The following is a 22,694-nucleotide window of genomic DNA, read 5'->3' as shown; positions in this document are numbered from 1 at the left end:
ACGTTGGGGGGGGACCGGAGACTACTGCAATGCAATGATTTGGGCGCCCTTTGCGCTCTCATAGATGGCTTCGATCACTTGAACACTTCGTCGACCTTCGTGTCCGTCGATCATCGGGGCACGTTTTTCATTGATCGCGGCGACAAATTCCTCAAACAAAAGCGTGTGACCATGGTGTCCGATTGCCGAGGGGTCCGCTGCGCCACCGCCCGTTTCGGTTTTCCCAATCATGGTGCGACGAATCTCTTCGTCCTTTTCGGTTTCGACTGCAAACTGCCACATCTTGATGTCTTCCTCTTCAATGATCGCTGTCCCCTTGCTACCGCTGATCTCGATTCGTTTGAGTGATCCAGGAAAGGCGGTGGTGGTCGCTTCAATCACGCCGAGAGCCCCGTTCGCGAACCGCAACGTTGCCACGGCAACATCTTCCACTTCGATCCGTTCGTGAGTCGCGGTGGCGGTCATCGCGTTGATTTCCTGGACATCGCCCATCAACCAAACCAACAAATCGACACTGTGGATCGCTTGATTCATCAGCGCTCCGCCACCATCAAGCGCCCACGTCCCGCGCCAAGCGCCGCTATCGTAATACTCTTGGGTACGAAACCATTTGACGTAGGCATCGCCCATCGTGATCGTCCCAAAGCGACCTTCTTCGATCGCTTTTTTGACCAACTGACTTGATTCGTGAAAGCGACTCTGAAACGTCACCGCTAACCGAACATCCGATTTTTCACAGGCAGCGATGATTTTGTCGCAGCGCTCGGTTGTGATCTCGAGCGGTTTTTCTACGAACACGTGCTTCCCGGCCTCGGCTGCCGCAACCGCCGGATCCATATGGACTCCACTTGGCGTGCAGATGGAAACGGCATCGATTTCGGGATCGGCCAACATCGCGTCGAGGGTCTCGTAAGCCTTGATGTTGTTCTTTTCAGCGAACGCAGTCGCCAGGTCCATCCTACGGTCGACGCAGCCGACCAAACGGGCGCCTTCGGCATCCGCGATCGCTTTGGAATGAAAACCGGCGATCATGCCGCAACCAATAATGCCAATTCCAACTGTCATCGCTCAGAGCCCTTTTTGGATATGCTTGAAGTGGTGTTCCCAGACGCGTCTCACCACGATACGTTTTCGGTTTGCCTCTGTGAATCGCCTTCAGACGAGGCAGATCGGACATGATAGCGTTTTTTTGCTCGCCGTGGAATTCAAGGAAGTCGCATCGGCTTCCGCTTTGGTTTCGGTAACCCCTTGGCTCGTGCCACCGTTGGAATCGCGAAAGATCTCATGGATTTGCCTCGGCTGCTCGACGAGGCAATGGGTCTTGCTGCGCAGTTAGACCGTGTGCTGGCGGCCAAGAAACCCGGAAAACGGGGGCGGAAACCGAAACCGTTGGTGTTCAACAATGTTTGGGGATCACTCCGCGGGTTGGTTGCCGCCGTGTTGGCCCGTCACGCGTCGAACCTGCTCGTGCTTTTGCCGCAAGCAGCCGACGCCGATATTGTCGCAGGCGATGCGATTGCCTTTGGGCTTCGAGACAGCGTCTCATTGCCATTGTCATCCGGGGGCCAATCGACCGGCCATCACCACCACCGCGACGCGGAGTTTGCTGACCGGTTGCAGGTGCTGCAGCGCTTGGCCGATCGAAGACAGGCCGGAATCACTGGCGAGGCTAACGAGCCGTTGTTGGTGACCGCGTCGATTGGGGGCGCGATGCAGCGAGTGCCGTCACCGGCGCGTCTCGAGGAGGCAACGCGGACGTTGAAAGTGGGTCAGGCCATTGAACCCGAAACGCTTCGGCGTTGGCTTGCCGAAGCCGGTTTCGCCTCCGCAACGGCGGTTCAGTTCCCCGGAGAATTCGCCTCACGTGGCGGGATCTTGGACGTCTATTCGGCGGACCAGCCCAATCCGCTTCGTCTTGAATGGTTTGGCGATGAAATCGAATCCATCCGACGCTTTGACCTGGCAAGCCAACGCAGCATCGAATCGATCCGCGAAGTGGAAGTAACAGCGATCAGTGGCGAAGACACCGAGGAACAGACCGACGCAAAGCAAAACGCGTTTGGTTTACTCACCGATTATTTGCCGGCCGATACGTTGGTGGTCGTGATCGATCCGCAAGATTGCCAAGCTTCTGCTGCGGCGATCCAACGCCGTAGCGGGGCGGACCCGCGTTTCATGAGCTACGACGATCTGTTGCAGTCTCTTTCGGATCATCCCGTCGTGACCGCAAGTTCTCTGAGTGAATCGACCGACGCCAAAGTCGTCGATCTACAAGCGGTGACGGCGGACAATTTTGCAGTGCAACTTGATGAGACGTGCACGCGAATCGATACGGTTGCCAACAACCATCAGATCATTCTCGTCGGTGACACCGCAGCCGATAGCGAACGATTGTCAGAACTGCTTCGCGATACCGACGCGAACCAACAGGGCCGGTTGCACCTAACGGTCGCCGAGTTGAGTGGTGGTTTCCGTTTGACCGACGCCAAGGTCTTGGTGCTGACCGGCGCCGAATTGTTTCACCGCAGTCCGGTGCGCCGCGGGCGCACCCGGGCCCGCGGCAAACCCATCGACAGCTTGCTGCAACTCGAAGCGGGCGATCTCGTGGTTCATCTGTCGCACGGCATCGGATTGTATCGCGGCCTGCACAACATCGAAAAAAATGGTCAGCATCTTGAGCATTTGACGATCGAGTTCGACGGTGGCACGAAAATCTATGTTCCGGCTTCTCGGATCGGTTTGATCCAACGCTACGTCGGCGGAACCAAAACGCAACCACGCTTAGCGAAAATCGGTGGACAGTCCTGGCAGCGACAACGCAAAGCAGCGGAGTCGGCGGTAACCGATATGGCGAGTGAGTTGTTGGAAATGCAGGCCGAGCGAACCTCGCGACGAGGCATTACGTTTGACCTGGACAATGCATGGCAACGCCAATTCGACGCCAGTTTTCCCTACTTGGAAACGCCCGATCAAGTGACGGCCATTGACGCGACGAAGTTAGACATGGAGTTGCCCAAGCCGATGGATCGGTTGATTTGCGGCGACGTCGGTTTTGGGAAAACCGAGGTGGCGATGCGAGCGGCTTTCAAAGCGGTGACCAGCGGTCATCAAGTCGCGGTGTTGGTCCCCACGACCGTGTTGGCCGAGCAGCACTACCACAATTTCTGTAACCGGATGGCCGAGTTTCCGGTCGAAATCGCTAAGCTGAGCCGGTTCTGCACCGCGGCGCAGCAGCGTGAAACGGTCAAACGCCTTGCACGCGGGCAAGTGGATATCGTGGTGGGCACCCACCGAATCGCCAGCCAAGACGTGCGGTTTTCAAACCTCGGCTTGGTGGTCGTGGACGAAGAACAACGGTTCGGTGTCGCGGTAAAAGAACGGCTCAAAACGTTGCACAGCAACGTCGATGTGATGACGCTCTCGGCGACTCCGATCCCCCGGACGCTGCACATGGCATTGGTCGGAGTTCGTGATATCAGCAATCTGGAAACGCCACCGGCGGAACGCATGGCGGTCGAAACCAACGTCAGTCGTTGGGACGATGCCATGATCCGACGTGCGATCGTTCGTGAATTGAACCGAGGGGGGCAGATCTTCTTTGTCCACAATCGCATCGGTGACATGCACTCGGTCGCCGACAAGATTCGCCGGATTGTCCCCGAAGTCCGGATCGGCATCGGGCACGGACAAATGGGAGAAGGTGATTTGGAACGCGTGATGGTCGATTTCATCGAACACCGGTTCGATCTGCTGTTGGCCACCACGATCATTGAAAGTGGTTTGGATATCCCGAATGCCAATACGATCTTCATTGACGATGCGGATCGCTATGGGCTGAGTGATTTGCACCAATTGCGTGGCCGAGTGGGGCGATACAAACATCAAGCGTACTGCTATTTGATGGTTGCCCAGCACAAACACTTGTCGCCCGAGGCGACGAAGCGATTGCGGGCGATCGAGGAATACAGCCAAATGGGCGCGGGATTCGCGATCTCGATGCGCGATCTTGAAATTCGCGGTGCTGGCAATCTGTTGGGCAGTCAGCAGAGCGGCCATATCGCCGCCATTGGCTATGAGATGTACTGCCAACTACTCGAAGATGCGGTTCGCCAAATTCAAAAACTGCCTCCCAAATTATCGGCGGACGTCGACATCGATTTGCCGGTCGAAGCCTACTTGCCGGACGATTATGTTCCCAACCTGCGACACAAAATCGATTTGTATCGCCGAATTGCCCGAATCAATGAAGCCTCTGAGATCAAAGGTTTGCGGGCAGAACTGCGCGATCGGTTCGGAGCCTTACCCGATCCTGCGAAGCGAATGCTGGAATTGGCGGAGTTACGACTGGATGCAGCGGCGTGGCAAATCGCGACCATTACAAGCGACGCAAGGTTCATCGTGTTGCACTACACCGACCGAGCCCGAATCGAACAATTGAGTCGCCACACCTCGATTCCGATTCGCGTCGTCGATAATCGCCGCGCGTACATCCCGACCAAGGACTACGACATGAACGTCGACGCGGCGGGCACGAGTTGGCTGCAACTCGCGCGCGCCTCGCTGCATTTGGGGTGAAGAGGCGGCTCCTATTTGGAACGCGACTGCATCCACTGTGCGTATTCCAGGATCGTGATTCGCCCGTCGCGGTCTGCGTCGGCCGGTGCTGGATTGAGCAGCATCTCTTCCCACTCGGACGCCGTCAGCGCTTTGTCGCCGTTCTTGTCGTTGCGTTCGATAATCCGCTCGGCATAGCTCATCAGCTTTTCATCAGGCCTTGCGCCCCCACCCGCGGTGGAGGCCGTTGAGCCTGACGCTTCGCCCGTAGCGGCGGCCGAGGAGGTCGATGCCATTTCCGATCGGCCCGCCGGCGCGTTCACTTGCGCTCCCTCTTCGACAGCCTGCACGACTTCTTGAACCGTGATCACACCATCTCGATTCAAGTCGCATTTGAAGTACTCCGTCAGCACTTCATCGCTCCACTCGCTCGCGAACTCGACCATCGACACTTGGGCGTCACCATTGACATCTTTGTCGGCAAAGAAACCGGGGATGCCTTCGGGAAGCGAACGTTCCGCATTGATGCGATAGGATTTGCGGCCGTTGAAGTAATCGGTCACCGATTCCTCTTTCTTTTCGTCACCACGGCGGTTGCGATTGTCGCGGCGACGCGTCGCTTCCTCCTCTTCCTTGACCTCTCGCCGTCGGGCATAGCGAACGGACAATTCGGTCGCGGACAATTTGCCATCGCGATTGGTGTCAAAATCGAGAGGATTCCCTGAAAAACGGCCTCGTTGCAGTTCCTCTTTCGACAATTGAGAATCACCATTGCGATCATATTGGCGAATTCGCTCCTGGGCCTCGCGTTTGTCTTCGTCGGTGATCGTCACCGACATCATTTCCGAGTTCGGTCCGAAGCCCAGCAGCGGCGCGAGCGTCTCTTCGTTCCCAAACCCGGGGACGAGCAATTCCGCCGTCAGTCCCGCATCGGGATCGCTAGGCGTTCGTCCTCGCTCGCTGTTGCCGCGGTCCCCGGCCCCTTCGCGCATTTTCTGGAAGGCCTCGCCCAACTTACTAAGGGGCACCGCTTTTCCCGCAACAATGCTGCTGTCGATCTGCGCGGCGCGGCTGACGATGAACTGCCCCGGGCCGGCCTTTTGCTCATCGGGATCGAGCACACCGTTTCCGTTGGTGTCAAACCGTTGCAGCATCGACGAAGGGTCAAACCCTCCCCCGCCGCCGCGGCTACTGCGATCGCCACCGGGCGCACCGCCACCGGGTGCACCACCGCCACCGCCCCGGTCGCCGCCACCTCGGCCACCACCGGGTCCGCCACCGAAACCACCACCAGGTCCGCCGCCGAAACCACCACCGGGTCCGCCGCCGAAACCACCACCGCCACCGCGATCACCACCTCCACGATCACCGCCACCCCGCCCTGGGGGCTGGGCTGACAAGGAAACGGTTGCCAAGAGGGCAAAAACGACGGCGATGAGTGAGTGTTTTGCGTTCATGATTAATTAAACCGCTGAGACTCGCGAAGGTTCCGTGTCCGGAGGAGGGAGATGCGGAGAAAAAGGGGCGGAATCGGTCCATTCTAGTCACTCGGCGACCGTCTGCCCCCATGGTTGCCCGACAATAGCGGAACGACGTCGGCCCGTTGCCCATTTTGACCTCCGCAAAGCAACTCACACCCCACCGCCATTCTACAGGGCTCTGGACTGCAAGGCCAATCAGCATTTGGCAATTCAACCATAATGGCCGCTCGCCGATGGCAACGCTCCGATTCGAGGGTGAGGAAGCCATGGGGTGAAAGTGGCCGACCATGGTAACGGAGCTGGTTCGACCCGGTTCTGATTGCTCAACGCCAACCTCGTGATTTGGCACAGCTTAATTTTAGGCTTGGCAAAATGGTGGCTGGGGCATCTTGCCCCAGTAAGCTGCGGCTGGAAACCACAGCCACGAAAGATTCTTACCCTAATGCTTCGTTGTGACAAAGGACTTAGCGTGGAACGGTAAAGGCATCTCTCGCCAGCTTGGCCGTTTCGTATCGACAGCAGCTTTTCAGATGATCATTGACGAGCCCCATGGCTTGCATGAAGGCGTAGCAGGTGGTGGGGCCGATGAACGACCACCCACGACGCTTCAAGTCCTTGCTCATCGCGGTCGATTCCGGTGTGGAGGCAACGATTTGCTGTCGCGTTTTGGGTGGACTTTTTCGCTTCGGTTCATACTGCCAAAAGTAGGCTGCCAACGAACCGAACTCCTCTACCAGTGCGATCGCTTGCTGGGCATTGTTGATCGTCGATTCGATCTTTCCTCGATGGCGAACGATTGCAGGCTGTTGGACCCGTTGGTCGACATGGCGAGAGGTGAAGGTTGCGACCTGTTCAAAATCAAAACCGGCAAACGCTTCGCGAAACGATTCTCGCTTGCGTAAAATGGTCCACCAACTCAGACCCGCTTGAAAGCCTTCGAGGCAAATCTTCTCAAAGAGTTTTCGGTCGTCGTCGACCGGAAATCCCCACTGCTGGTCATGATACTGAATGTAGAGCGGATCCGAGCCGCACCACCAACAACGGCGAAGATCGTCGCTGCCGGTGATCAGCGAATCGTCCTGTTTCATCACGCAAACGGTTGGCGAGGGAAGGGAAGCAGAAAATCGGTCGTCACTACTCTATCAACCGCGATGCGGTATAGTAAAGGTTCCCCTTTCCTGAATGGTTTGCTCGTTATTGAGACCTTTTGCAATATGAATCACGAATCTGAATCTTCCCCCGACCAGCCTGATCCCGTGGACGGGAACCCCGCATTGCGTGCCCGCGTGCCTGACCACGTTGCGGACGGCTGTTTCAGCACCGGAGCGATCGTGATGACGGGGCCAAGTGAATTTATCGTCGACTTTTTGCAGACCATTGGTCGGCCGCATCGAGTTGCCACGCGCGTCGTGATTCCGCACGCGGTGATGCCTCAGTTTATCGACGCACTCCATACGAATTTGGACCTGTATCGCAATCGGTTTGGCGATCCGCCAGCGCCGCCCAAACCGCCCCAGCAGGACCAGCAGCGTCGGCCCACTCCGCAAGAGATTTACGACGACCTGAAACTGCCCGACAGCGTCCTCAGTGGAGTCTATGCCAATGGCGTGATGATCGGTCATGGAGCGAGCGAGTTTGGCTTGGATTTTTTGACCAGCTTCTTTCCGCAATCCGCGGTTAGCGCTCGGATTTTCGTTGCCGCGGGCCAGGTCCCGCGGTTACTCGAATCGCTGCGTGGCGCGGTCAAGCAGTTGGAGCAACGCCAACAAGGTGGTGGAGCGGGGCCGCAGGATTCCCCAGACAGTTTGCCCCCGGGACCGAATCTCGACAACAACGAAGGGTCGGATCGCACCGATGACGATGAAGTTCAGGAGTGATTTGCCGTTGATGCAAGGTTTGCCGCTTGCCTCCTTGCCGACCGAGGAGCCGATGATCTTGGCGAGTGGTTCGCCACGGCGAGCCCAGTTGTTGTCGGCGGCTGGATATGAGTTTTCGGTTCAACCCGCCAGCGACGAAGCGGAATGTGGCATGTGTAGCCGCGAAACTGCACCGGAATTGGTTGCCCGCTATGCCTATCGAAAAGCGGCCGACATAGCGACGAAAAACGATTGCGGCCTTGTCGTGGCGGCCGATACGGTTGCCTCTTGCTATGGCCAGATTTTGGGGAAGCCGCACGATATCGAACACGCCGAAGCGATGCTTCGACAACTGAGCGGACGTCGACATGATGTATTTACCGGCATCTGCGTCTGGTCGATTGTGGAACAGCGGTGCGTCGTGGATGTGGTGCGGACCGAACTGCAAATGGAACCGCTCAGCGAGACCATGCTGCGGGATTACCTCGATTCGATGCTGTGGGAGGGTAAAGCGGGAGCATTCGGCTATCAAGATGGAAATGATTGGCTGGAAATTTTGGAAAACGGCAGCGAATCCAATGTTGTCGGATTGCCGATGGAACGGCTGGCCGATCTTTTTGAACGTTTTGACTCAATCGCGACACGAATTGCCGCGGATGGCGGGAATTCGCCTTTGTCTCGCTAGCCAATCTTGCTATGGTTCTCAAGCGTTAATTGGTTTTCTCACTAGGGTTTTATGGAGCCCTCGCCCCCCCTCTTACTCCCCCGATTGGCCTGGATGTCATGTTGCGTCGTCTTTCCGTAATCACGAGTTGTTTGATCCTGTCCACATTTTTTTCGCTCCCTCGTCTTGAGGCGCAGGATTGGGCGGACAAGATGTTCAAGGTGCATTCGCATGATTTCCGAACGGTGGGTCGCGGGGCGAAGTGTGAGTTTCATTTCGAATTGACAAATCCTTACGAAGAAGACGTCCACATTTCGGCGGTCCGTAGCAGTTGCGGATGTACGACCCCTTCAATCACCAAGGAAACGCTGAAATCTCGCGAGACCGGTGCCGTGGTGGCCACCTTCAACACGAACACGTTCATCGGTCAAAAAGGGGCTACCTTTACGGTGGTTTTTGACAAACCGTACTACGCGGAAACTCAGTTGAAGGTCAGCGGCTATATCCGTACCGATATCACGTTTGATCCCGCGGAGGTCGCGTTCGGTGAATTTCGTGCAGGCGAACCTCAGCAACGCGAGATTACCATTTCGCATACCGGAAACAGCAATTGGCGAATCACCGATGTCCGCAGCCACTGCACCAGCTTGCAAGTTCGCCTCAATCCGCCAGAGCTGTCACCGGGGTTGGTTCGCTATCGCATGCTCGTCAGCATGAAGGAGGACGTTCCCGAAGGCGAGCTTCACGAGCGATTGACGTTGATCAGCAATGACCGTGAATTCCCCACAACCGAAATGGCCATTTCGGGCCGAGCCCGGTCGGCGGTCAGCGTTTCGCCCGCTGCGGTCACGCTCGGCACCAGTGCAGCGGATGCAGTGATCGACAAACGTCTGGTGGTCAAAGGAGACGAACCCTTCGAGGTCAAGGACGTTGTGTGTGGTGACCAGCGTTTCGAGTTTGAAATCCCGGTCGGCAGCAAGAAGCTTCACTTCATTAAGATGCGATTTCTTGGTGACGGAAAAGCGGGCCGCATTGCTCAGGAAGTGAAGATTGTCACCGATTTGCCGGGTGAACAATCCGCAACCTGCATGGTGACCGGCACGCTGACGGCGGTGGGACCGACGCAAGCCAGCGAATAGCCCGCACGAGCCCCCCGTGACCGATCCATGACGCCCTGCGAGGGCCTTACTCAAGCGGTTCGACGGCGATCAGTTCCACTCGCTGGCCCGATGCGTCGTCAATGATTTTCCCGAACGCCAGCACTTTTTCTGCGGCCGGCAACTCCATGCCGCTGACCATGACTTTGCGTTCATTACCATTCGGAACGTTGATCATCAGTACTTTTCCCTCGACGTTCGACTCTGGCCGACCGACCAAAACGGCCCCGTCGGACGTCCGTTCTGGGAAATCAAGCCACTGGTTGGCAGCATCACCAATATCCTGAACCAAGGGGGATCGGCCGATGTTGTTGATGAGTTTCGCCACCTTTTCGTCGGACTGGGCATTCGGCGACGCAGCGACCGCAGCGACCGCAGCGTACGAGTCAGCGAACAGTCGGTCAGGTGGAACCCCTGTGCTTTTGGATTTCATCAACTGTGCCAACAACCGATTTGCTTTGCCGACCGCCGTATCGACAGGCGACGGCGGTGCAGGCAGAGGTGGAGTGGGCGATGTCGATGCCGGCGTGGACGGGGCATCGACGACATCTTCTTCCCCCTCATCACTCGCTCCGTTTTCGCCTGGCGTCTCGATCTCCGACGCGTCGGTCGCCATCGAGGGTGGCTGCGGAAGGCTCTGCGGCAATTCCGCTCCAGGTTCTCGGAGGGTATTCGCTTCTTGTTTCAAGCCGGCATCTTCGCTTGCCTCTAACTCGGTCGTTTGCATCCCCAGACTCGGCAGCGTCACATCAGGCAGCGTCACATCAGGCAGCGTCATTTCAGGCAGCGTCATTTCAGGCAGCGTCATTGCCAACCCCTGATGGGCGACTTCGGCATCGGGGGCGGCGTCCGAAGCTGGCAGGGCTTCCCTCGGCGGATCATCGGCGGCTGTTGATGGGTAGGCGACTTCACCGGGCGACAAGGAGTCGAGGGCCGAGTCGCCGTCGGATTGCAAATAAGCCCCCGGCAACACCAACTCCGCTGGTTCGGTGTCGGTCTCGGCCGCAACGGCTGAATCGTTTTCATACTTTGCCAGCGAATTGGGTACCGATTGCATTGCACGTCCCGGCCCCGATTCGTCATCTCCGGATGCTTTGGGGCGATCCCCCCTTTCCGCCGACGATGACTCATTTTTACTCTGCGGGCTCGCGGTCCTCGAGGGGGAAACCAGCCCCCGGTCAAACGAGCCATCAAACGGCCAAAATCCAAGATTTGGCGCCCGGCCAAACGGCAGCAAAATCAATCCTGCCAGCGGGATGGCTAACAAAAAACCAAGAATGGGACCACGAACGGTCTTCCAAATCGAATGTTTCTTGCGTTGAGGCGATGGCTGAGTCTTCACCTTCATCGCAGCGACCGTGCCAAGGCTCCCCAGCGACGTGTCTGCCAATTGCATGTTCCACTGATCATCGGTTTCGTCTGGATTCTCCATCTCGAACGATGCATCGTCCGCTTCGATCGTTTCCAATCCCGGCTCTTCCGACCCATGGGATGCGGAATCGTCTGCATGGACGTCCGATGTTTCGAAATCCGTTGAGTCGACGGAGTCAGGAGCAAAACTCGAGAGATCGTCGACCGTTTTCTCCTCATCAAAGCTCCACGTTTCATTCAGATCCGACTCGCCATCCTCGCCAATCGTAGCTTCCTCATCGCTGACTGAATCGACGATCGATTCCGAGTCGTTATCGATCCGCTTGTGCCCGGGCGATGCTTGCAGGGGGGAATCTAAAAAGAGCGGCCGCCCATCTACCGAGATCAGCTGAACCATCGGTGGCAGTTGGCTCAGTATCTCGCTGGCGGGATAGATTTCACCGCACCAAGGACACTGTGCCGATGCGTCGGGGGGCAAGTCCAAAGAGGGCAGGCGATAAACTTCGGTGCAGCGCGGACAAGTAGCAGTGATCATTCGATGGCTTTATGGGTCCCTGGCAGGTCCAAGATTAGGAGACGGGCTTGCGAATGGAGTCGGCTTTACCCAATCGATTGTACCTCCCCGAGCCCGAAAATGGAGGGGGCGACCTCCATCGGTTCTCAAGCGAATTCTCGTTTGCGGGCGACGATTCGCAGCTGAGCAGCAGCTTGCGAATGGTAACGTCACCAGCCTGAGATCACGGCATTTCGAAACGGTACAAATTGCCTAGCTTGTTTCTTAGGTAGGCTACCAAGCTGTCTGCCGAGAGCGGTCGTCCCGTTGCGTTTTGGACGAGAGATTCGCCACTTTCGCATTGCCCACGGCGATGGATCTTTTCTCTCAACCATTGCTGGAGAGGCAGAAAGTCGCCACGAGCAAAAGCGAGGTCAAGATCGCCGAGTTCCGCCGCTGCCGCATCGAACAATTGGGCGCTGGCCAGGTTCCCGATGGTGTAGGTCGGAAAATAGCCGATCAGCCCGGCACTCCAGTGGACATCTTGTAAAACGCCATTCGCATCCGATGGGGGACGAATCCCCAAATCGCGTTCGTAAGCCAAGTTCCACGCGTCCGGCAAATCGTCAACCAACAACGTTCCATCGATCAAGCGTTGCTCCAGGTCAAAACGAATGATGATATGCAAGTTGTAGGTTGCCTCGTCGGCTTCGACCCGAATCAATGAGGGTTGAACTTGGTTGATTGCAAAATGGAGGCCGTTGGCCGTTACATTGTCAAGCGTCGGAGCAAAGGCCTTTTTCGCGTGATCGAACGCCCATGACCAGAACGATCGGCTTCGTCCTACTTGGTTCTCCCACAACCGAGACTGTGATTCATGGATTCCCAGCGAGCAGTAGGATCCCGGCGGCAAACCGAACCATTCGCGTCGCAATCCTTGTTCATACATTCCATGTCCCGCTTCATGCATCGTGCCAAGCAATCCACTTGGTAACCAACGAGCGTCATAACGTGTGAGGATACGGCAATCACTTGGACCGAGCGTCGTGCAAAACGGATGAGACGTTTCATCGAGCCGACCGCGGTCGAAATCAAAGCCAATCGCGGATGCAACAAAACGGCTGAATTCACGTTGTGCAGCAACCGAATAGTCGCGTTGCAGGAGGCTGCGATCCGGTTGTTGAGGCGCCTCGCGTATCTGTTCGATCAGCTGAACAAGCGGACCGCGTAGGTCGTTGAACATCGTTTGAAGTGACTCGACGCGAGCATCGGGTTCGTACTCATCCAACAGCGTTTCGTAAGGACTCTTTTCCGAGCCTTCCGCGATCCGCTGACCCACTTCGCGTTTGAGTTCAACCACTTCCGAAAGCGAGTCTCGGAAAAGTGAGAAATCGTCTGCTCGTCGAGCTGCATCCCAACACTGTTGCCCCTTGACGGTCGCGCGCGCGATTCGTTCGACCAAGGCCTCCGGCAAACGATGGTCACGCATGAAATTTCGCCGCAGCCCGCGAACCGTCGCGGCAAGATCGTCCTGCGGATCAAGCTCGCCTACTTGTTCGGATAGTTGCTGCAGCATTTCGCCGTGTGCCGGTTCGGTACGAATCCGGTGAACCATCGCACGAAGGTAACTGACTTGATCCGCACGGTAGTCTCCGCCGCCGCGTGGCATGCCCGTTCGCTCGTCCCATTCCAATGTGTCCGCTACAGTCTGTAAGAGCATCGCCTCGCGAGCTTTATCACAGACGGTGTTCCACTTCTTTTGATCCAATGTCATTCGCTTTTTCCTAGGTCGGTGGTTGGATTTCCTTTTGCGTTGCCATCAAGTTCGTGGTTTAGAATCTCCAATAATGTTTGCAAGAACACAACCACCATCGGCCCCACCAGGATGCCGATCGGACCAAACACCTTGATCCCCCCCAGCACGCTCAACAGTGCGAACAGTGGATGCAATTGCGAGCGACCGTGCAAAACATAGACCTTGATCACATTGTCAATCGAAGAAATGGCTACCACACCGTAGATCGCCAGAACCAACGCAGCGGCCCATCGCTGCTCGACCATGGCCAACCAGACAACACAGGGGACCCAGACGGATGCGGCTCCGAGGAAGGGAACCAACGCCATCAAGGTCGTTGCGAGAAAAAGCAAGACGACCGAATCGAATCCCAGCACAATGAAGCCCAGCCCTGCTAAAACGCCCTGCACCAGCGCGCTAAGCACACTCGCGAGCACCACCGCCCGACTCGTTCGGTCGAATTCCAGCAGCAGGCGCCGTTCGTAGTTGTCGTCCAGCGGGCTCAACCGCATCAAGGTGCGAATCATCCCGGCACCATCGACCAAGAAAAAATAGATCGCGACAACCAGGACCACCATCCCAATTAGCAGTTGCAAGAAGATGCTTCCGGTTGCACTGGTCAAGCTCACAAAGCGGGGTTGAAGCGACTCACGTGCCCGAGTCAACAAACTTCGGAAATCTTCGGCACTCGGGTTGGCGACCAATTTCAGTTGGCTTTTGAAGGTGCCGCCAAGCAGCGTCTTCATCCAAGACCGGATCGCTGCCGATGCGACCACACTTTGTTGGTGAAACTGCTCTTCGGCATCGAGCTGTTCGACGACTTCAAACTCATCCGCAGATGCTTCGTCCTCGCTGGCTTCGTCCTCGCTGGCTTCGTCCTCGCTGGCTTCGTCCTCGCTGGCTTCGCCGGTTGTCTCCGAGGCAATCGCTGCGGCGTCCGCGGGCGGATCCAGTATGGCTTCGACGACAGGATCGTTGAGTGATTGCCGCAGCTTTTCCAGCTGATCGGTCGCCGTGGTGGCGGCTGCGGCGGCCGTGACCGGACCCTCGACTTCGTTTTGTAAAAACGTGATCAGCTTGATCGACTCGTCGATCTTGCCGCGAATTTGGACGCGACTTTGCGGGTCATCAAGCATCTCCGATAAAACACGCAGGAAATCAACGAGCGAAGTGTCTTCGTTGATTTCGGACCAAGTTGAGGGGGCGAGGGTCGATGTATCAAGCGAATCCGTCAACTCATCCAAACGCCGGAATTGTTCTGCGTGCGGCAACGAGATACCCACTTGATCCCGTGCCCGATCAAGGGCGCCCGTCAGATTATTGAAGTTCATCTGACTCACCATGGCCGTAAACTGGCCGGTCGCGACCGACAAAACGACCACAACGGGCATCAGAACCGTTGAGAGCACCATCAAGGTTGTTGCCGCCGCCGCCAACTGCTTTCGCTGGCCGATTCGGTTGAAGATCCAATCGTGAACGGGGCGAAAGATGACAACCAGCAGTGCTGCCAAGAACAAGGGGACAAAGAAGCCGGCCATCACCTTGTAGAACAAGGCACCGACTGCAACGATGCCCAGTAGCAGCATCACCACCGACAGAATTCGTGAGAGCGACGGAAGCTTCGCAAAGAGTGGCTTCTTGGCGTCGGACGGCTGTCCGTCCGTTGACCGGCTCGGGTTGGACTCCGCTGCATCGGCCGACGGCCCTTTCACGTCCGGGGGTGGAGCTTGGTTTTCTGAAACCCGCTTTTCGGGTTCCGGAAGAGGAGGGGTTGGCCGTTTTGATCGACGTTTTGTCATCAGTACTGCTCGACAGGGGAGACGAAATCGAATGCATGCCAACGAATTGAACTCGACGAGCGATCCGGGCACAACCGACGATTACCCTTCGGGTGGCAACAAAAATCGAACATTGTCTCGAATCAAGACCGTTGCAAAATGGATCATCGCGGTCGTTGTCGTGGTCGGGCTGATTTTGGCGACACGATCAGCGATCGACCAATGGAAACGAGAGACCGCCAAGGTGCGCGAGCGGATTGTCGAACTCGACGCCAAAGTCGCTTCCTCCAAGGATCGGAAGGCGATCGCAGAATGGACGCGGGAACGGCAATCGTTGGCGCGCAGCATTCCGAGCCTTGCCAATCTACGTTGGTCTCGCGTCGCGGTGGCCGCAGCTTTCTACGCGTTGGGATTGTTGCCCAGCGCGATGGTCCTTGCCGGCTGGTTGGCGGTGCTGGGTTTCCGGCCTCCGATCTTATTGGCCATTGCCGCCCAAACCCTTGGGCACATCGGTAAGTACGTTCCCGGTAAAGCGATGGTCGTGGTGGTGCGTGCGGGTGTATTGGCCAAGTATTCGATTCCCATCGTTCCGGCGACCCTCAGCGTGTTTCTGGAAACGTTCATGATGATGGCCGTCGGTGCCGCTGTCGCCGGTGTGGTGATCTGTTGGTTACCGGTCCCAAACTGGATGCTCGCCGCCGCGGTCGCCGGATCGATCGCGGCCAGTCTGCCGACACTGCCACCGGTGCTTCGACAAGTCACTTCGCGGTTGCTCGGCAAAGACTCGCACTTGGGCAAGCAAGCATGGCGAGCATGCCTGCAAGGCTGGGCCTGGTCGATTTTGTCATGGCTCTTGATTGGCAGTTCCTTCGCGATGTTGATCACGGCGATTCCCGAATCGGGGCTTTCCGATCCCCGCCCTCCGATATCCGGTGCAATGCTTTGGGCGGTTGCAACCGCCGCGATCTCGTTAGCGATGGTGATCGGATTTGCATCGCTCTTACCAGGTGGGGCGGGGGTGCGAGAATTGGTTTTAACGACGATCCTCGCGTTCGCTGTCGGCCCGACCCATGCCTTATTAGCCGCCATCATGGCTCGATTGGTGTTCATTGCGGTCGAGTGCGTGATGGCGTTGGCGGCTTGGGCCTATGTCAACCGCCATTTTTCTCCACAGAGGGAAGTCGGGTTCACCGCCGCGTAACGCAGCCGCGTCCCTCATCCCGTTGGAGTTGAAATGTCCGTTTTTCATCCCAAAGTGTCCGCCGGGCCCCCGTCAAACGTGGAAGCAATGATTATAGTAGAACCCGATGCTTGCGGATTCCGCACGAATGCAAGCTCCTTCACTGCCTGCCTTCCCTCCCCTCCCGGGTGATGCCATGTCTGAAAACTCCACCCTTCCTGCCTCGCCTTTGCCTGCCGTCGTGGATTCCCCCGAAATTTCGTTTGTGATTCCCGCAATGGACGAACGCGACACACTCGAAACGCTTCACGCTCAGATTGCGGAGGTTTGTACCGCCGAACATCTGACTCATCAGGTTGTCTTCATCGACGATGGTTCCAAGGACGATTCCTGGGAAATCATGCGGAAACTTGCTGAACACAACTCCAATTGTGTCGCGATCAAGTTGCGACGCAATTTTGGCAAAGCTGCCGCCTTATCGGCCGGCTTCGATGCCGCCGCTGGCAAGATCCTGATCACGATGGATGCGGATTTGCAAGACGACCCGAGAGAGATTCCACGGTTTCTGGCCAAACTCGCCTCCGGCTGCGACGTGGTCAGCGGTTGGAAACGCGTTCGGCACGATCCTTGGCACAAAGTGCTGCCCAGCCGCGTGTTCAATTGGTTGGTCAGCCGGCTGACGGGCGTCAAGTTGCATGATCACAATTGTGGTTTCAAAGCGTATCGTCGCGAGATTTTCGACGAGGTGAAATTGTATGGCGAACTTCATCGCTTCGTTCCGGTCTTGGCGGCGTCAAAAGGATGGCGCGTCGGTGAGATCGAAGTCGAGCATCATGCCCGCAAATTTGGAAGTTCAAAATACGGGGTATCGCGGTTGGTCAAAGGCTTCTTGGACCTGTTGACGATCTATTTCTTAACCACCTTCTCAGGGCGTCCCTTGCACCTGATTGGGGCCGCTGGCCTGGGTTGCTTTGCTCTCGGCGGACTTGGCATGTTCTACCTGTCCGCGATGTGGGTCATTACACGGATGTCCGCATCGATCGATGATTTGGTTTTGCATGAAAGGGCGATCTTTTATTACTGCATCTTAGCGATCATTGTGGGGGCCCAGTTTCTGCTGTCTGGATTGTTGGCGGAATTGATTGTTTCCCTTTCCCGTGACCGCAATGAGCCTTACAGCATTTCCGATTGTGTTGGGTTGGAATCCCCTTCCACCTCGAAGTAAGCTGAGCACCGCTTCGGAGCATTCGGTGACGCAGTCCCCCCCCTGACGGTATGGATAACGGTGAACGACCTTGATGCACAAAGATGAGAAAGAACGAAAGAAACGCCGCGATCGATACCTCGTATTGATACTGGTCGGACTGGCATTGGCGGCGGGGCGGATCGCCTCGGTGACAAGTCGCGAAGGGGACACGGCATTTTTAAGTGCCAATGATCGCAGCCGATGGTGCACCGTCGCAGCGCTTGTCGAAGACGGCAGCTACGCGATTGATCGGTTCACCGAGATTTACGGCGAAAAGCGGAACCGCCGCCCGTGGTATTCCATCGACATGGTTCGACATCGTGGAGCGGATGGCAAGCTTCACTACTACAGCAGCAAACCACCGCTGTTTCCTACGATGGTCGCGGGCGTCTACTACGCCGTGCGGACTGGATCGGGGCTGACGCTGACCGACCAGCCGATCTATGCGGCGCGTGTGGTGCTGGCGTTGGTCAATTTACCGCTCCTGGGCCTGTTTTTCGTCACCATGATCGCTTCGATTGATCGCTTGTCGGCGAGCATGTGGGCGCGTCAAGCGATGTCGCTGGCCACGATCTTTGGTACCATGGCGATACCATTTTCGATGACGCTCAACAATCACCTGGTCGCCGTGGCTTGCACGTCGTTGGTGGTTTGGATCTACCTTTTCGCGAGCGATAAATCGTATTCAAGCGTCGAAGATCGCTCGACGAAGGTGCGGTTGGAGTGGTACGCGCTGGCTGGATTGGCGGCCGCCTTTACCGCGGCAAACGAGTTGCCCGCGCTGTCGATGCTCGTCCTTTGGTTCGCGTTGTTTGCCAAAGTCGATTCGCGGTCGATCGCGCCGTTTCTCGGTGGCGCCTTGATCGTGGCGGCTGGGTTCTTCGGAACCAATTGGTTGGCTCACCAAAGCTTGCGTCCCGCCTATGCTCACCGTGGCGTTGGAGCGATGGTGGCAGAACTCGGCGTCCAACCCGAGACGCCCTCGGTTGACGCGGTTCAGGCAGCGCTGTTTGCAAAGAAGGCCATCGCGGTCAACTCGGAAGTCAGCGTCGAACCGTCGGATGAAGAGAATCGTTGGTTGGTGCGATCCAACGACGATCAACTCTTCGCGCTCCTGCGTGGCTCGTCAAACGAGTGGACGCTGTCCCATTGGGATGACTGGTACGAATACCCTGGAAGCTATTGGCAAACTGGGCATCGACGTGGCGTTGATATCGGTGAACCATCACGGTGGGTCTATTTTTTCAACATGACCATCGGTTCCTATGGGATCTTTTCGCTGACCCCCATTTGGCTGCTCTTGCCGATGGGCTTTGCGAACGGATTGGGTTATGTGCCTTCGAATGAGCGCCGGTTCACGCTCGCGGTCTTGATTGCTAGCATTACCTGCATCGCATTCTATCTCGCCCGACCGATGATTGATCGCAACTATGGTGGCGTCAGTTGTTGTTTTCGCTGGGTTTTGTGGTTCACGCCTCTTTGGCTAGCAACGATTGCCTCGGTAATCGACCGGCTCGCCATGCGGCCACGAGGCCGGGGGATTTTTATCGCGATGCTGGTGATTAGCATTTTTTCGATGTCGATGGCGTTAAATTCTCCCTGGCAATCACCATGGATCTACAAGTTCTGGTCGTTTTTGGGCTGGATTGCAGGCTGATGAGAGGACTACTATCGCGGCGGAGTTTGCCTTCGATTTCATCGTGGTTATTGGGCGATGGAGTGGAAGCAAGCACGGGTTTTTCCGCGATTTCTTCCTTGGCTTTGGCGATTGTCACCGACCGCTTGCTCATCATCGCCGACGAATCAGTCGTCGAGGGGTGATTCGACTGACGCGCATTCGAGTTCTGGCTCGAAATGGCTGTGGGCTGCGCTGATTTTGGCCGCATTGGTTGTTGTGTTTCGGATGCTCGCTCCCGACACCCTGGGCGAGCAAGCACGTCGTCATTTCTTAGCAAAGCTTCGTGAGCACTATGCGGGGCTCGATGTTTCGATTCATCGGGGGCGGTTTGAGCCCGATGTTGGGATCGTGTTTGACGACATTCGGATCAGCGATCCATCTGCTTCCTCTATGTCCCTAAGGCGAATGATACGAATCGAGCGGATGGTGGTTTTTGCCAACGTCCACCCCGAGAAGTTGTTCGACAAAGAGGTTCCGCTCACGACCCGTCGTGTGGCGCTGTCGGGAGTCGAGGCAAACCTGACCTTAAGCGAGGACGGAACACCTTCCCTTGCGAAGCTGATACCGCTGCCACAATTTGGCCCGGAGTGCCCGGTGATCGATGTCTACCGGGCCAAGATCAACCTGTTTAGCCACGTCGCTAACCGGCGTCCCGTCACGGCCCAGATTTCGGTACTTGCGGTTCGCAACCAACAACGGATCGACGGAACGGTCGATCGAACGATTTCGATCAAGGGCTTTGCCGAATTTGCCGACGCATTCCATACAGAGATCGAAACCTCCGCTGGCGCGAATGACATTCGCTGTGCCGTTCGCGGTTTTCGAATTCACACCGAATTGTTTGACGCGTTGCCCGCGACGCTGCAACAATCGCTGCAAGAGGTCCGTGGACTTGATTGTTCCGGTGACGCCACGATTGCCGTTTTTCAATCGCCGGGTTTGCCAATCAACTATCGAGTCCGATCGACCATTCACGATGGGCAATTCGCTCACCCCAAACTGCCTCGCAGCGTTTCCCAGATTCAGGGCGTTGTCACCGCGACGCCTCAATCCCTTTTGATCGAAGAATCACAGATCAAGTTTGGGGATGCGATCGTGGGGGTGAGCGGTCGAGTCCATGGATACGAATTTCCTTGTGATGCAGATCTTGAAGTGGACACGGTCGGTTTTTTGATCGACGAGTCCTTTGCGGCGACTTTACCCTCAAAGCTTCGAGAAGCATGGGACAAACTGCGGCCCGTGGGACGCATCAATGCGGATGGCAACGTCACGTGTCGCGGTGGGAAATGGGACGCGAGTGGAACGGTCATTTGCAATGGGGTCGATGTCCGCTACGAGAAGTTTCCATACCCCGTGCGTCAAGTCATCGGTCAGATTGAGATCCAAGCAGGAATTGCGACCAGCAGCCGATTGACCGGCTGGATTGACAATCATCGTCTTCACTGCGAATTTCAGCTGCCGATCCGTCCCGGCATTACGAACGAGAAGACATTTGTCGCGGCTGCAGACGGCCCTGTGACCATCGACGGCACGCTGATCAAGGCGATGACGCATCGCGGGGAAACGCAATCGAAACTTGAATCGTTCGTGCGAACGCTACGTCCAAAGGGTGCCGTGCATTTGGCCAGTGTCGTGTTTGGCACCGACGTCAATGGTCACGCCACACGAAAAATCGACCTGCGAATTATCGATGGACAACTACGCTACGAGAAATTTGCCTACCCGTTGTACAACGTCGAAGGCAAAATCGACGTGGACGGAAACCTTGTCCGATTAGTTGACTTTCATGGGATGAGCGCGAACTCGGGAGAGGTCCACTGTGGAGGGGTCTATCGGATTCCCTTGCCATCCTCGGAACCGAATCTGCTTCGATTCGCGAATTCGGGTTCGCTCAACGAGGTCCCTGCTCAATTGACGCTTGATTTCACGGCTTCAGCGATTCCCATGGACGAAGCACTTCGGTCTTCCTTGCCATCCGCTGCTCAACAGACCTGGGACTCAGTAGCTCCAAGCGGCATCTTAGATCAGGCAGAAATCCATTTGACCCAAGCCCAGAGTGGTGATGAGCTCGGGATCGACTTGACCGCCCGGCAACTGTATAGCACGACGGTCAGCCACCGAACGCTCAGTCTGCGTCCTTGCTCCTTGCCCTACCGGATCGATATCGCGGGTGGGACCGTGCGCTACGATGGAACCCAGGTCACGATTGATTCCCTTAGCGGACAACATGCTGCATCGCGTTTGGCGGCGGATGGGTATTGCGTGCGAGGAAACAGTGGACGCTGGGAGTTAACGTTGAACCTCAAAGAGGGAAGTCGTTTGAATCCCGATGCGGAGTTGATCGATGCACTGCCCATCACGATGCGTGAAGCGATGCGGCGACTGCAATTACGAGGCGCCATCAGCCTCCGCGGCGCAACTCGGTTGACGTTGCCCGATGCACGACACCCAGAACCCAATTTCGACTGGAATGTCTCACTTCAACTTGAAGGAAACCGAATTGCCGATGTTGGGCCGGTGCATTCACTTCGTGGTGAAATCCGTGTCAATGGCAGTCGTGATGAACAGGGAATCCGCGCATCGGGTGACATCCAGATCGACTCGATGCATGTCAACGATCTGCAAATCACTCAGATTCGTGGACCGTTTCATGTTGTCAATGAACTCTTGACCTTCGGAGTCACCGCAAACCCCGAGAATCTGACGACCGAGCAGCAGTTGATTCAAGATCAACCGCTGATTCAAGGCCGGGTGTTTGATGGATCGATTGGGATGCAGGGGAATCTGCAATTGTCGACCGGCAGTTTTGATGTGGATATGGCGGTCCACGATGCCTCGGTACCAACCCTGCTCGCCGACCTGGGCCATTCGGATAGCGACTTCACGGGTTCACTCAGCGGTCAAGCTAGGTTTGCCGGAAGCCTTGGGACGATGGATTTCTTGAAGGGATCCGGTTCGGCCAAAGTGACCGGTGCAAACATTTATCAATTGCCCTTGATCATGCAGGTGCTGAACCAACTGCGGATCACGCCGAGCGAGGATGTGGCGTTTACCGACGGGACTGTGGAATTCACGATGTTCGGTGACTTGATCACCTTCAATGACTTGACGTTATGGGGCGATTGGGTGGCGTTGCAAGGTGCGGGGACGCTCGATGGGCGACGTGAATTGAATCTGACGTTCGATACGGGCGTCAGCCCACAGAACGTCTTTACGAAAGTGATCCGGCCGCTGCGAGGCGAGAAATACACGTTCTGGACCATCGATGTGAAAGGCCCCGTGCACGCCCCCACCATCGAACGCCGCGCGTTTGAAGGCGTCAGCGAGACTTTGGAATTGCTGTTGCCTGGGATGAACGCACGACAAAATACGGCGGAAAAGCCAACACAAGGGATCAAAACTTGGTTTAATTGACCGATCGCTTCATCGTTTTTGCCAATG

15 protein-coding genes are annotated in these 22,694 nt (G+C 56.6%); 9 read left to right on the top strand and 6 right to left on the bottom strand.

Going from position 1 to position 22,694, the window contains the following annotated elements:
* Positions 1-21: 21 nt before the first annotated feature.
* Positions 22-1,065 carry a Gfo/Idh/MocA family protein gene (locus Poly41_RS24765; protein ID WP_146529981.1) on the bottom strand — a complete coding sequence of 348 codons (1,044 nt, stop codon included), beginning with the start codon at positions 1,063-1,065 and terminating at the stop codon, positions 22-24.
* Positions 1,066-1,284: 219 nt separating this feature from the next.
* Between Poly41_RS24765 and mfd the strand changes: the two genes are divergently transcribed.
* Positions 1,285-4,575 carry a transcription-repair coupling factor gene (gene mfd / locus Poly41_RS24760; protein ID WP_146529980.1) on the top strand — a complete coding sequence of 1,097 codons (3,291 nt, stop codon included), beginning with the start codon at positions 1,285-1,287 and terminating at the stop codon, positions 4,573-4,575.
* Between the two features lie 11 nt (positions 4,576-4,586).
* Here the strand turns inward: mfd and Poly41_RS24755 are convergent, their stop codons facing one another.
* Both Poly41_RS24755 and Poly41_RS24750 read right to left on the bottom strand, forming a co-directional pair.
* Positions 4,587-6,011, bottom strand: a complete 1,425-nt coding sequence (locus Poly41_RS24755) for an EF-hand domain-containing protein (protein WP_146529978.1) — start codon at positions 6,009-6,011, stop codon at positions 4,587-4,589.
* Between the two features lie 488 nt (positions 6,012-6,499).
* Complete coding sequence (locus tag Poly41_RS24750) at positions 6,500-7,123, bottom strand: DNA-3-methyladenine glycosylase I (protein WP_146529976.1); 624 nt, start codon at positions 7,121-7,123, stop codon at positions 6,500-6,502.
* Positions 7,124-7,249: 126 nt separating this feature from the next.
* Between Poly41_RS24750 and Poly41_RS24745 the strand changes: the two genes are divergently transcribed.
* The 3 genes from Poly41_RS24745 to Poly41_RS24735 all read left to right on the top strand — a co-directional run bounded on the left by Poly41_RS24745 (position 7,250) and on the right by Poly41_RS24735 (position 9,694).
* Complete coding sequence (locus Poly41_RS24745; RefSeq protein ID WP_146529974.1) at positions 7,250-7,912, top strand: DUF3467 domain-containing protein; 663 nt, start codon at positions 7,250-7,252, stop codon at positions 7,910-7,912.
* Positions 7,896-8,576: a Maf family protein gene (locus Poly41_RS24740; RefSeq protein ID WP_146530211.1), complete on the top strand. Its 681-nt coding sequence runs from the start codon at positions 7,896-7,898 to the stop codon at positions 8,574-8,576. The genes Poly41_RS24745 and Poly41_RS24740 overlap by 17 nt, the downstream gene beginning before the upstream one ends.
* A gap of 191 nt (positions 8,577-8,767) precedes the next feature.
* On the top strand, positions 8,768-9,694 hold the full coding sequence (locus Poly41_RS24735; RefSeq protein ID WP_231615908.1) for a DUF1573 domain-containing protein: 927 nt from the start codon (positions 8,768-8,770) through the stop codon (positions 9,692-9,694).
* Between the two features lie 46 nt (positions 9,695-9,740).
* Here Poly41_RS24735 and Poly41_RS24730 read toward each other — a convergent pair whose 3' ends face one another.
* From Poly41_RS24730 to Poly41_RS24720, 3 genes are all read right to left on the bottom strand, one after another.
* Positions 9,741-11,618, bottom strand: coding sequence for a hypothetical protein (locus Poly41_RS24730; RefSeq protein WP_146529970.1), 1,878 nt, complete (start codon positions 11,616-11,618; stop codon positions 9,741-9,743).
* A gap of 202 nt (positions 11,619-11,820) precedes the next feature.
* A complete protein-coding gene (locus Poly41_RS24725; protein WP_146529968.1) occupies positions 11,821-13,350 on the bottom strand; it encodes a carboxypeptidase M32 in 1,530 nt (509 codons plus the stop codon).
* Positions 13,347-15,170, bottom strand: a complete 1,824-nt coding sequence (locus Poly41_RS24720; RefSeq protein ID WP_146529966.1) for an AI-2E family transporter — start codon at positions 15,168-15,170, stop codon at positions 13,347-13,349. The genes Poly41_RS24725 and Poly41_RS24720 overlap by 4 nt, the downstream gene beginning before the upstream one ends.
* Before the next feature lie 31 nt (positions 15,171-15,201).
* Here Poly41_RS24720 and Poly41_RS24715 point away from each other — a divergent pair, with 31 nt between their 5' ends.
* The 5 genes from Poly41_RS24715 (at position 15,202) to Poly41_RS24700 (ending at position 22,667) form a co-directional block, all read left to right on the top strand.
* Positions 15,202-16,350: a lysylphosphatidylglycerol synthase domain-containing protein gene (locus Poly41_RS24715; RefSeq protein WP_146529964.1), complete on the top strand. Its 1,149-nt coding sequence runs from the start codon at positions 15,202-15,204 to the stop codon at positions 16,348-16,350.
* Between the two features lie 175 nt (positions 16,351-16,525).
* Positions 16,526-17,554, top strand: coding sequence for a glycosyltransferase family 2 protein (locus tag Poly41_RS24710; RefSeq protein ID WP_231615907.1), 1,029 nt, complete (start codon positions 16,526-16,528; stop codon positions 17,552-17,554).
* Between the two features lie 73 nt (positions 17,555-17,627).
* Positions 17,628-19,232, top strand: a complete 1,605-nt coding sequence (locus tag Poly41_RS24705; protein ID WP_146530210.1) for a hypothetical protein — start codon at positions 17,628-17,630, stop codon at positions 19,230-19,232.
* Positions 19,232-19,396 carry a hypothetical protein gene (locus Poly41_RS34350; RefSeq protein WP_197231606.1) on the top strand — a complete coding sequence of 55 codons (165 nt, stop codon included), beginning with the start codon at positions 19,232-19,234 and terminating at the stop codon, positions 19,394-19,396. Before Poly41_RS24705 ends, Poly41_RS34350 begins: the two co-directional genes overlap by 1 nt.
* A gap of 82 nt (positions 19,397-19,478) precedes the next feature.
* Positions 19,479-22,667 carry an AsmA-like C-terminal region-containing protein gene (locus Poly41_RS24700; RefSeq protein ID WP_197231605.1) on the top strand — a complete coding sequence of 1,063 codons (3,189 nt, stop codon included), beginning with the start codon at positions 19,479-19,481 and terminating at the stop codon, positions 22,665-22,667.
* Positions 22,668-22,694: the final 27 nt, after the last annotated feature.

Origin of the sequence: Novipirellula artificiosorum, assembly GCF_007860135.1 — a bacterium.
Lineage (GTDB): Bacteria > Planctomycetota > Planctomycetia > Pirellulales > Pirellulaceae > Novipirellula_A > Novipirellula_A artificiosorum.
Note: the sequence above shows the minus strand (reverse complement) of the source record. Positions and strands in the feature narration are given on the sequence as shown.

Bases quoted from the DNA above. Each gene is read 5' to 3' on its own strand.
- Poly41_RS24765 (WP_146529981.1), bottom strand. From the start codon at position 1,065: ATGACAGTTGGAATTGGCATTATTGGTTGCGGCATGATCGCCGGTTTT.
- mfd (WP_146529980.1), top strand. From the start codon at position 1,285: ATGGATTTGCCTCGGCTGCTCGACGAGGCAATGGGTCTTGCTGCGCAG.
- Poly41_RS24755 (WP_146529978.1), bottom strand. From the start codon at position 6,011: ATGAACGCAAAACACTCACTCATCGCCGTCGTTTTTGCCCTCTTGGCA.
- Poly41_RS24750 (WP_146529976.1), bottom strand. From the start codon at position 7,123: ATGAAACAGGACGATTCGCTGATCACCGGCAGCGACGATCTTCGCCGT.
- Poly41_RS24745 (WP_146529974.1), top strand. From the start codon at position 7,250: ATGAATCACGAATCTGAATCTTCCCCCGACCAGCCTGATCCCGTGGAC.
- Poly41_RS24740 (WP_146530211.1), top strand. From the start codon at position 7,896: ATGAAGTTCAGGAGTGATTTGCCGTTGATGCAAGGTTTGCCGCTTGCC.
- Poly41_RS24735 (WP_231615908.1), top strand. From the start codon at position 8,768: ATGTTCAAGGTGCATTCGCATGATTTCCGAACGGTGGGTCGCGGGGCG.
- Poly41_RS24730 (WP_146529970.1), bottom strand. From the start codon at position 11,618: ATGATCACTGCTACTTGTCCGCGCTGCACCGAAGTTTATCGCCTGCCC.
- Poly41_RS24725 (WP_146529968.1), bottom strand. From the start codon at position 13,350: ATGACATTGGATCAAAAGAAGTGGAACACCGTCTGTGATAAAGCTCGC.
- Poly41_RS24720 (WP_146529966.1), bottom strand. From the start codon at position 15,170: ATGACAAAACGTCGATCAAAACGGCCAACCCCTCCTCTTCCGGAACCC.
- Poly41_RS24715 (WP_146529964.1), top strand. From the start codon at position 15,202: ATGCATGCCAACGAATTGAACTCGACGAGCGATCCGGGCACAACCGAC.
- Poly41_RS24710 (WP_231615907.1), top strand. From the start codon at position 16,526: ATGTCTGAAAACTCCACCCTTCCTGCCTCGCCTTTGCCTGCCGTCGTG.
- Poly41_RS24705 (WP_146530210.1), top strand. From the start codon at position 17,628: ATGCACAAAGATGAGAAAGAACGAAAGAAACGCCGCGATCGATACCTC.
- Poly41_RS34350 (WP_197231606.1), top strand. From the start codon at position 19,232: ATGAGAGGACTACTATCGCGGCGGAGTTTGCCTTCGATTTCATCGTGG.
- Poly41_RS24700 (WP_197231605.1), top strand. From the start codon at position 19,479: ATGCTCGCTCCCGACACCCTGGGCGAGCAAGCACGTCGTCATTTCTTA.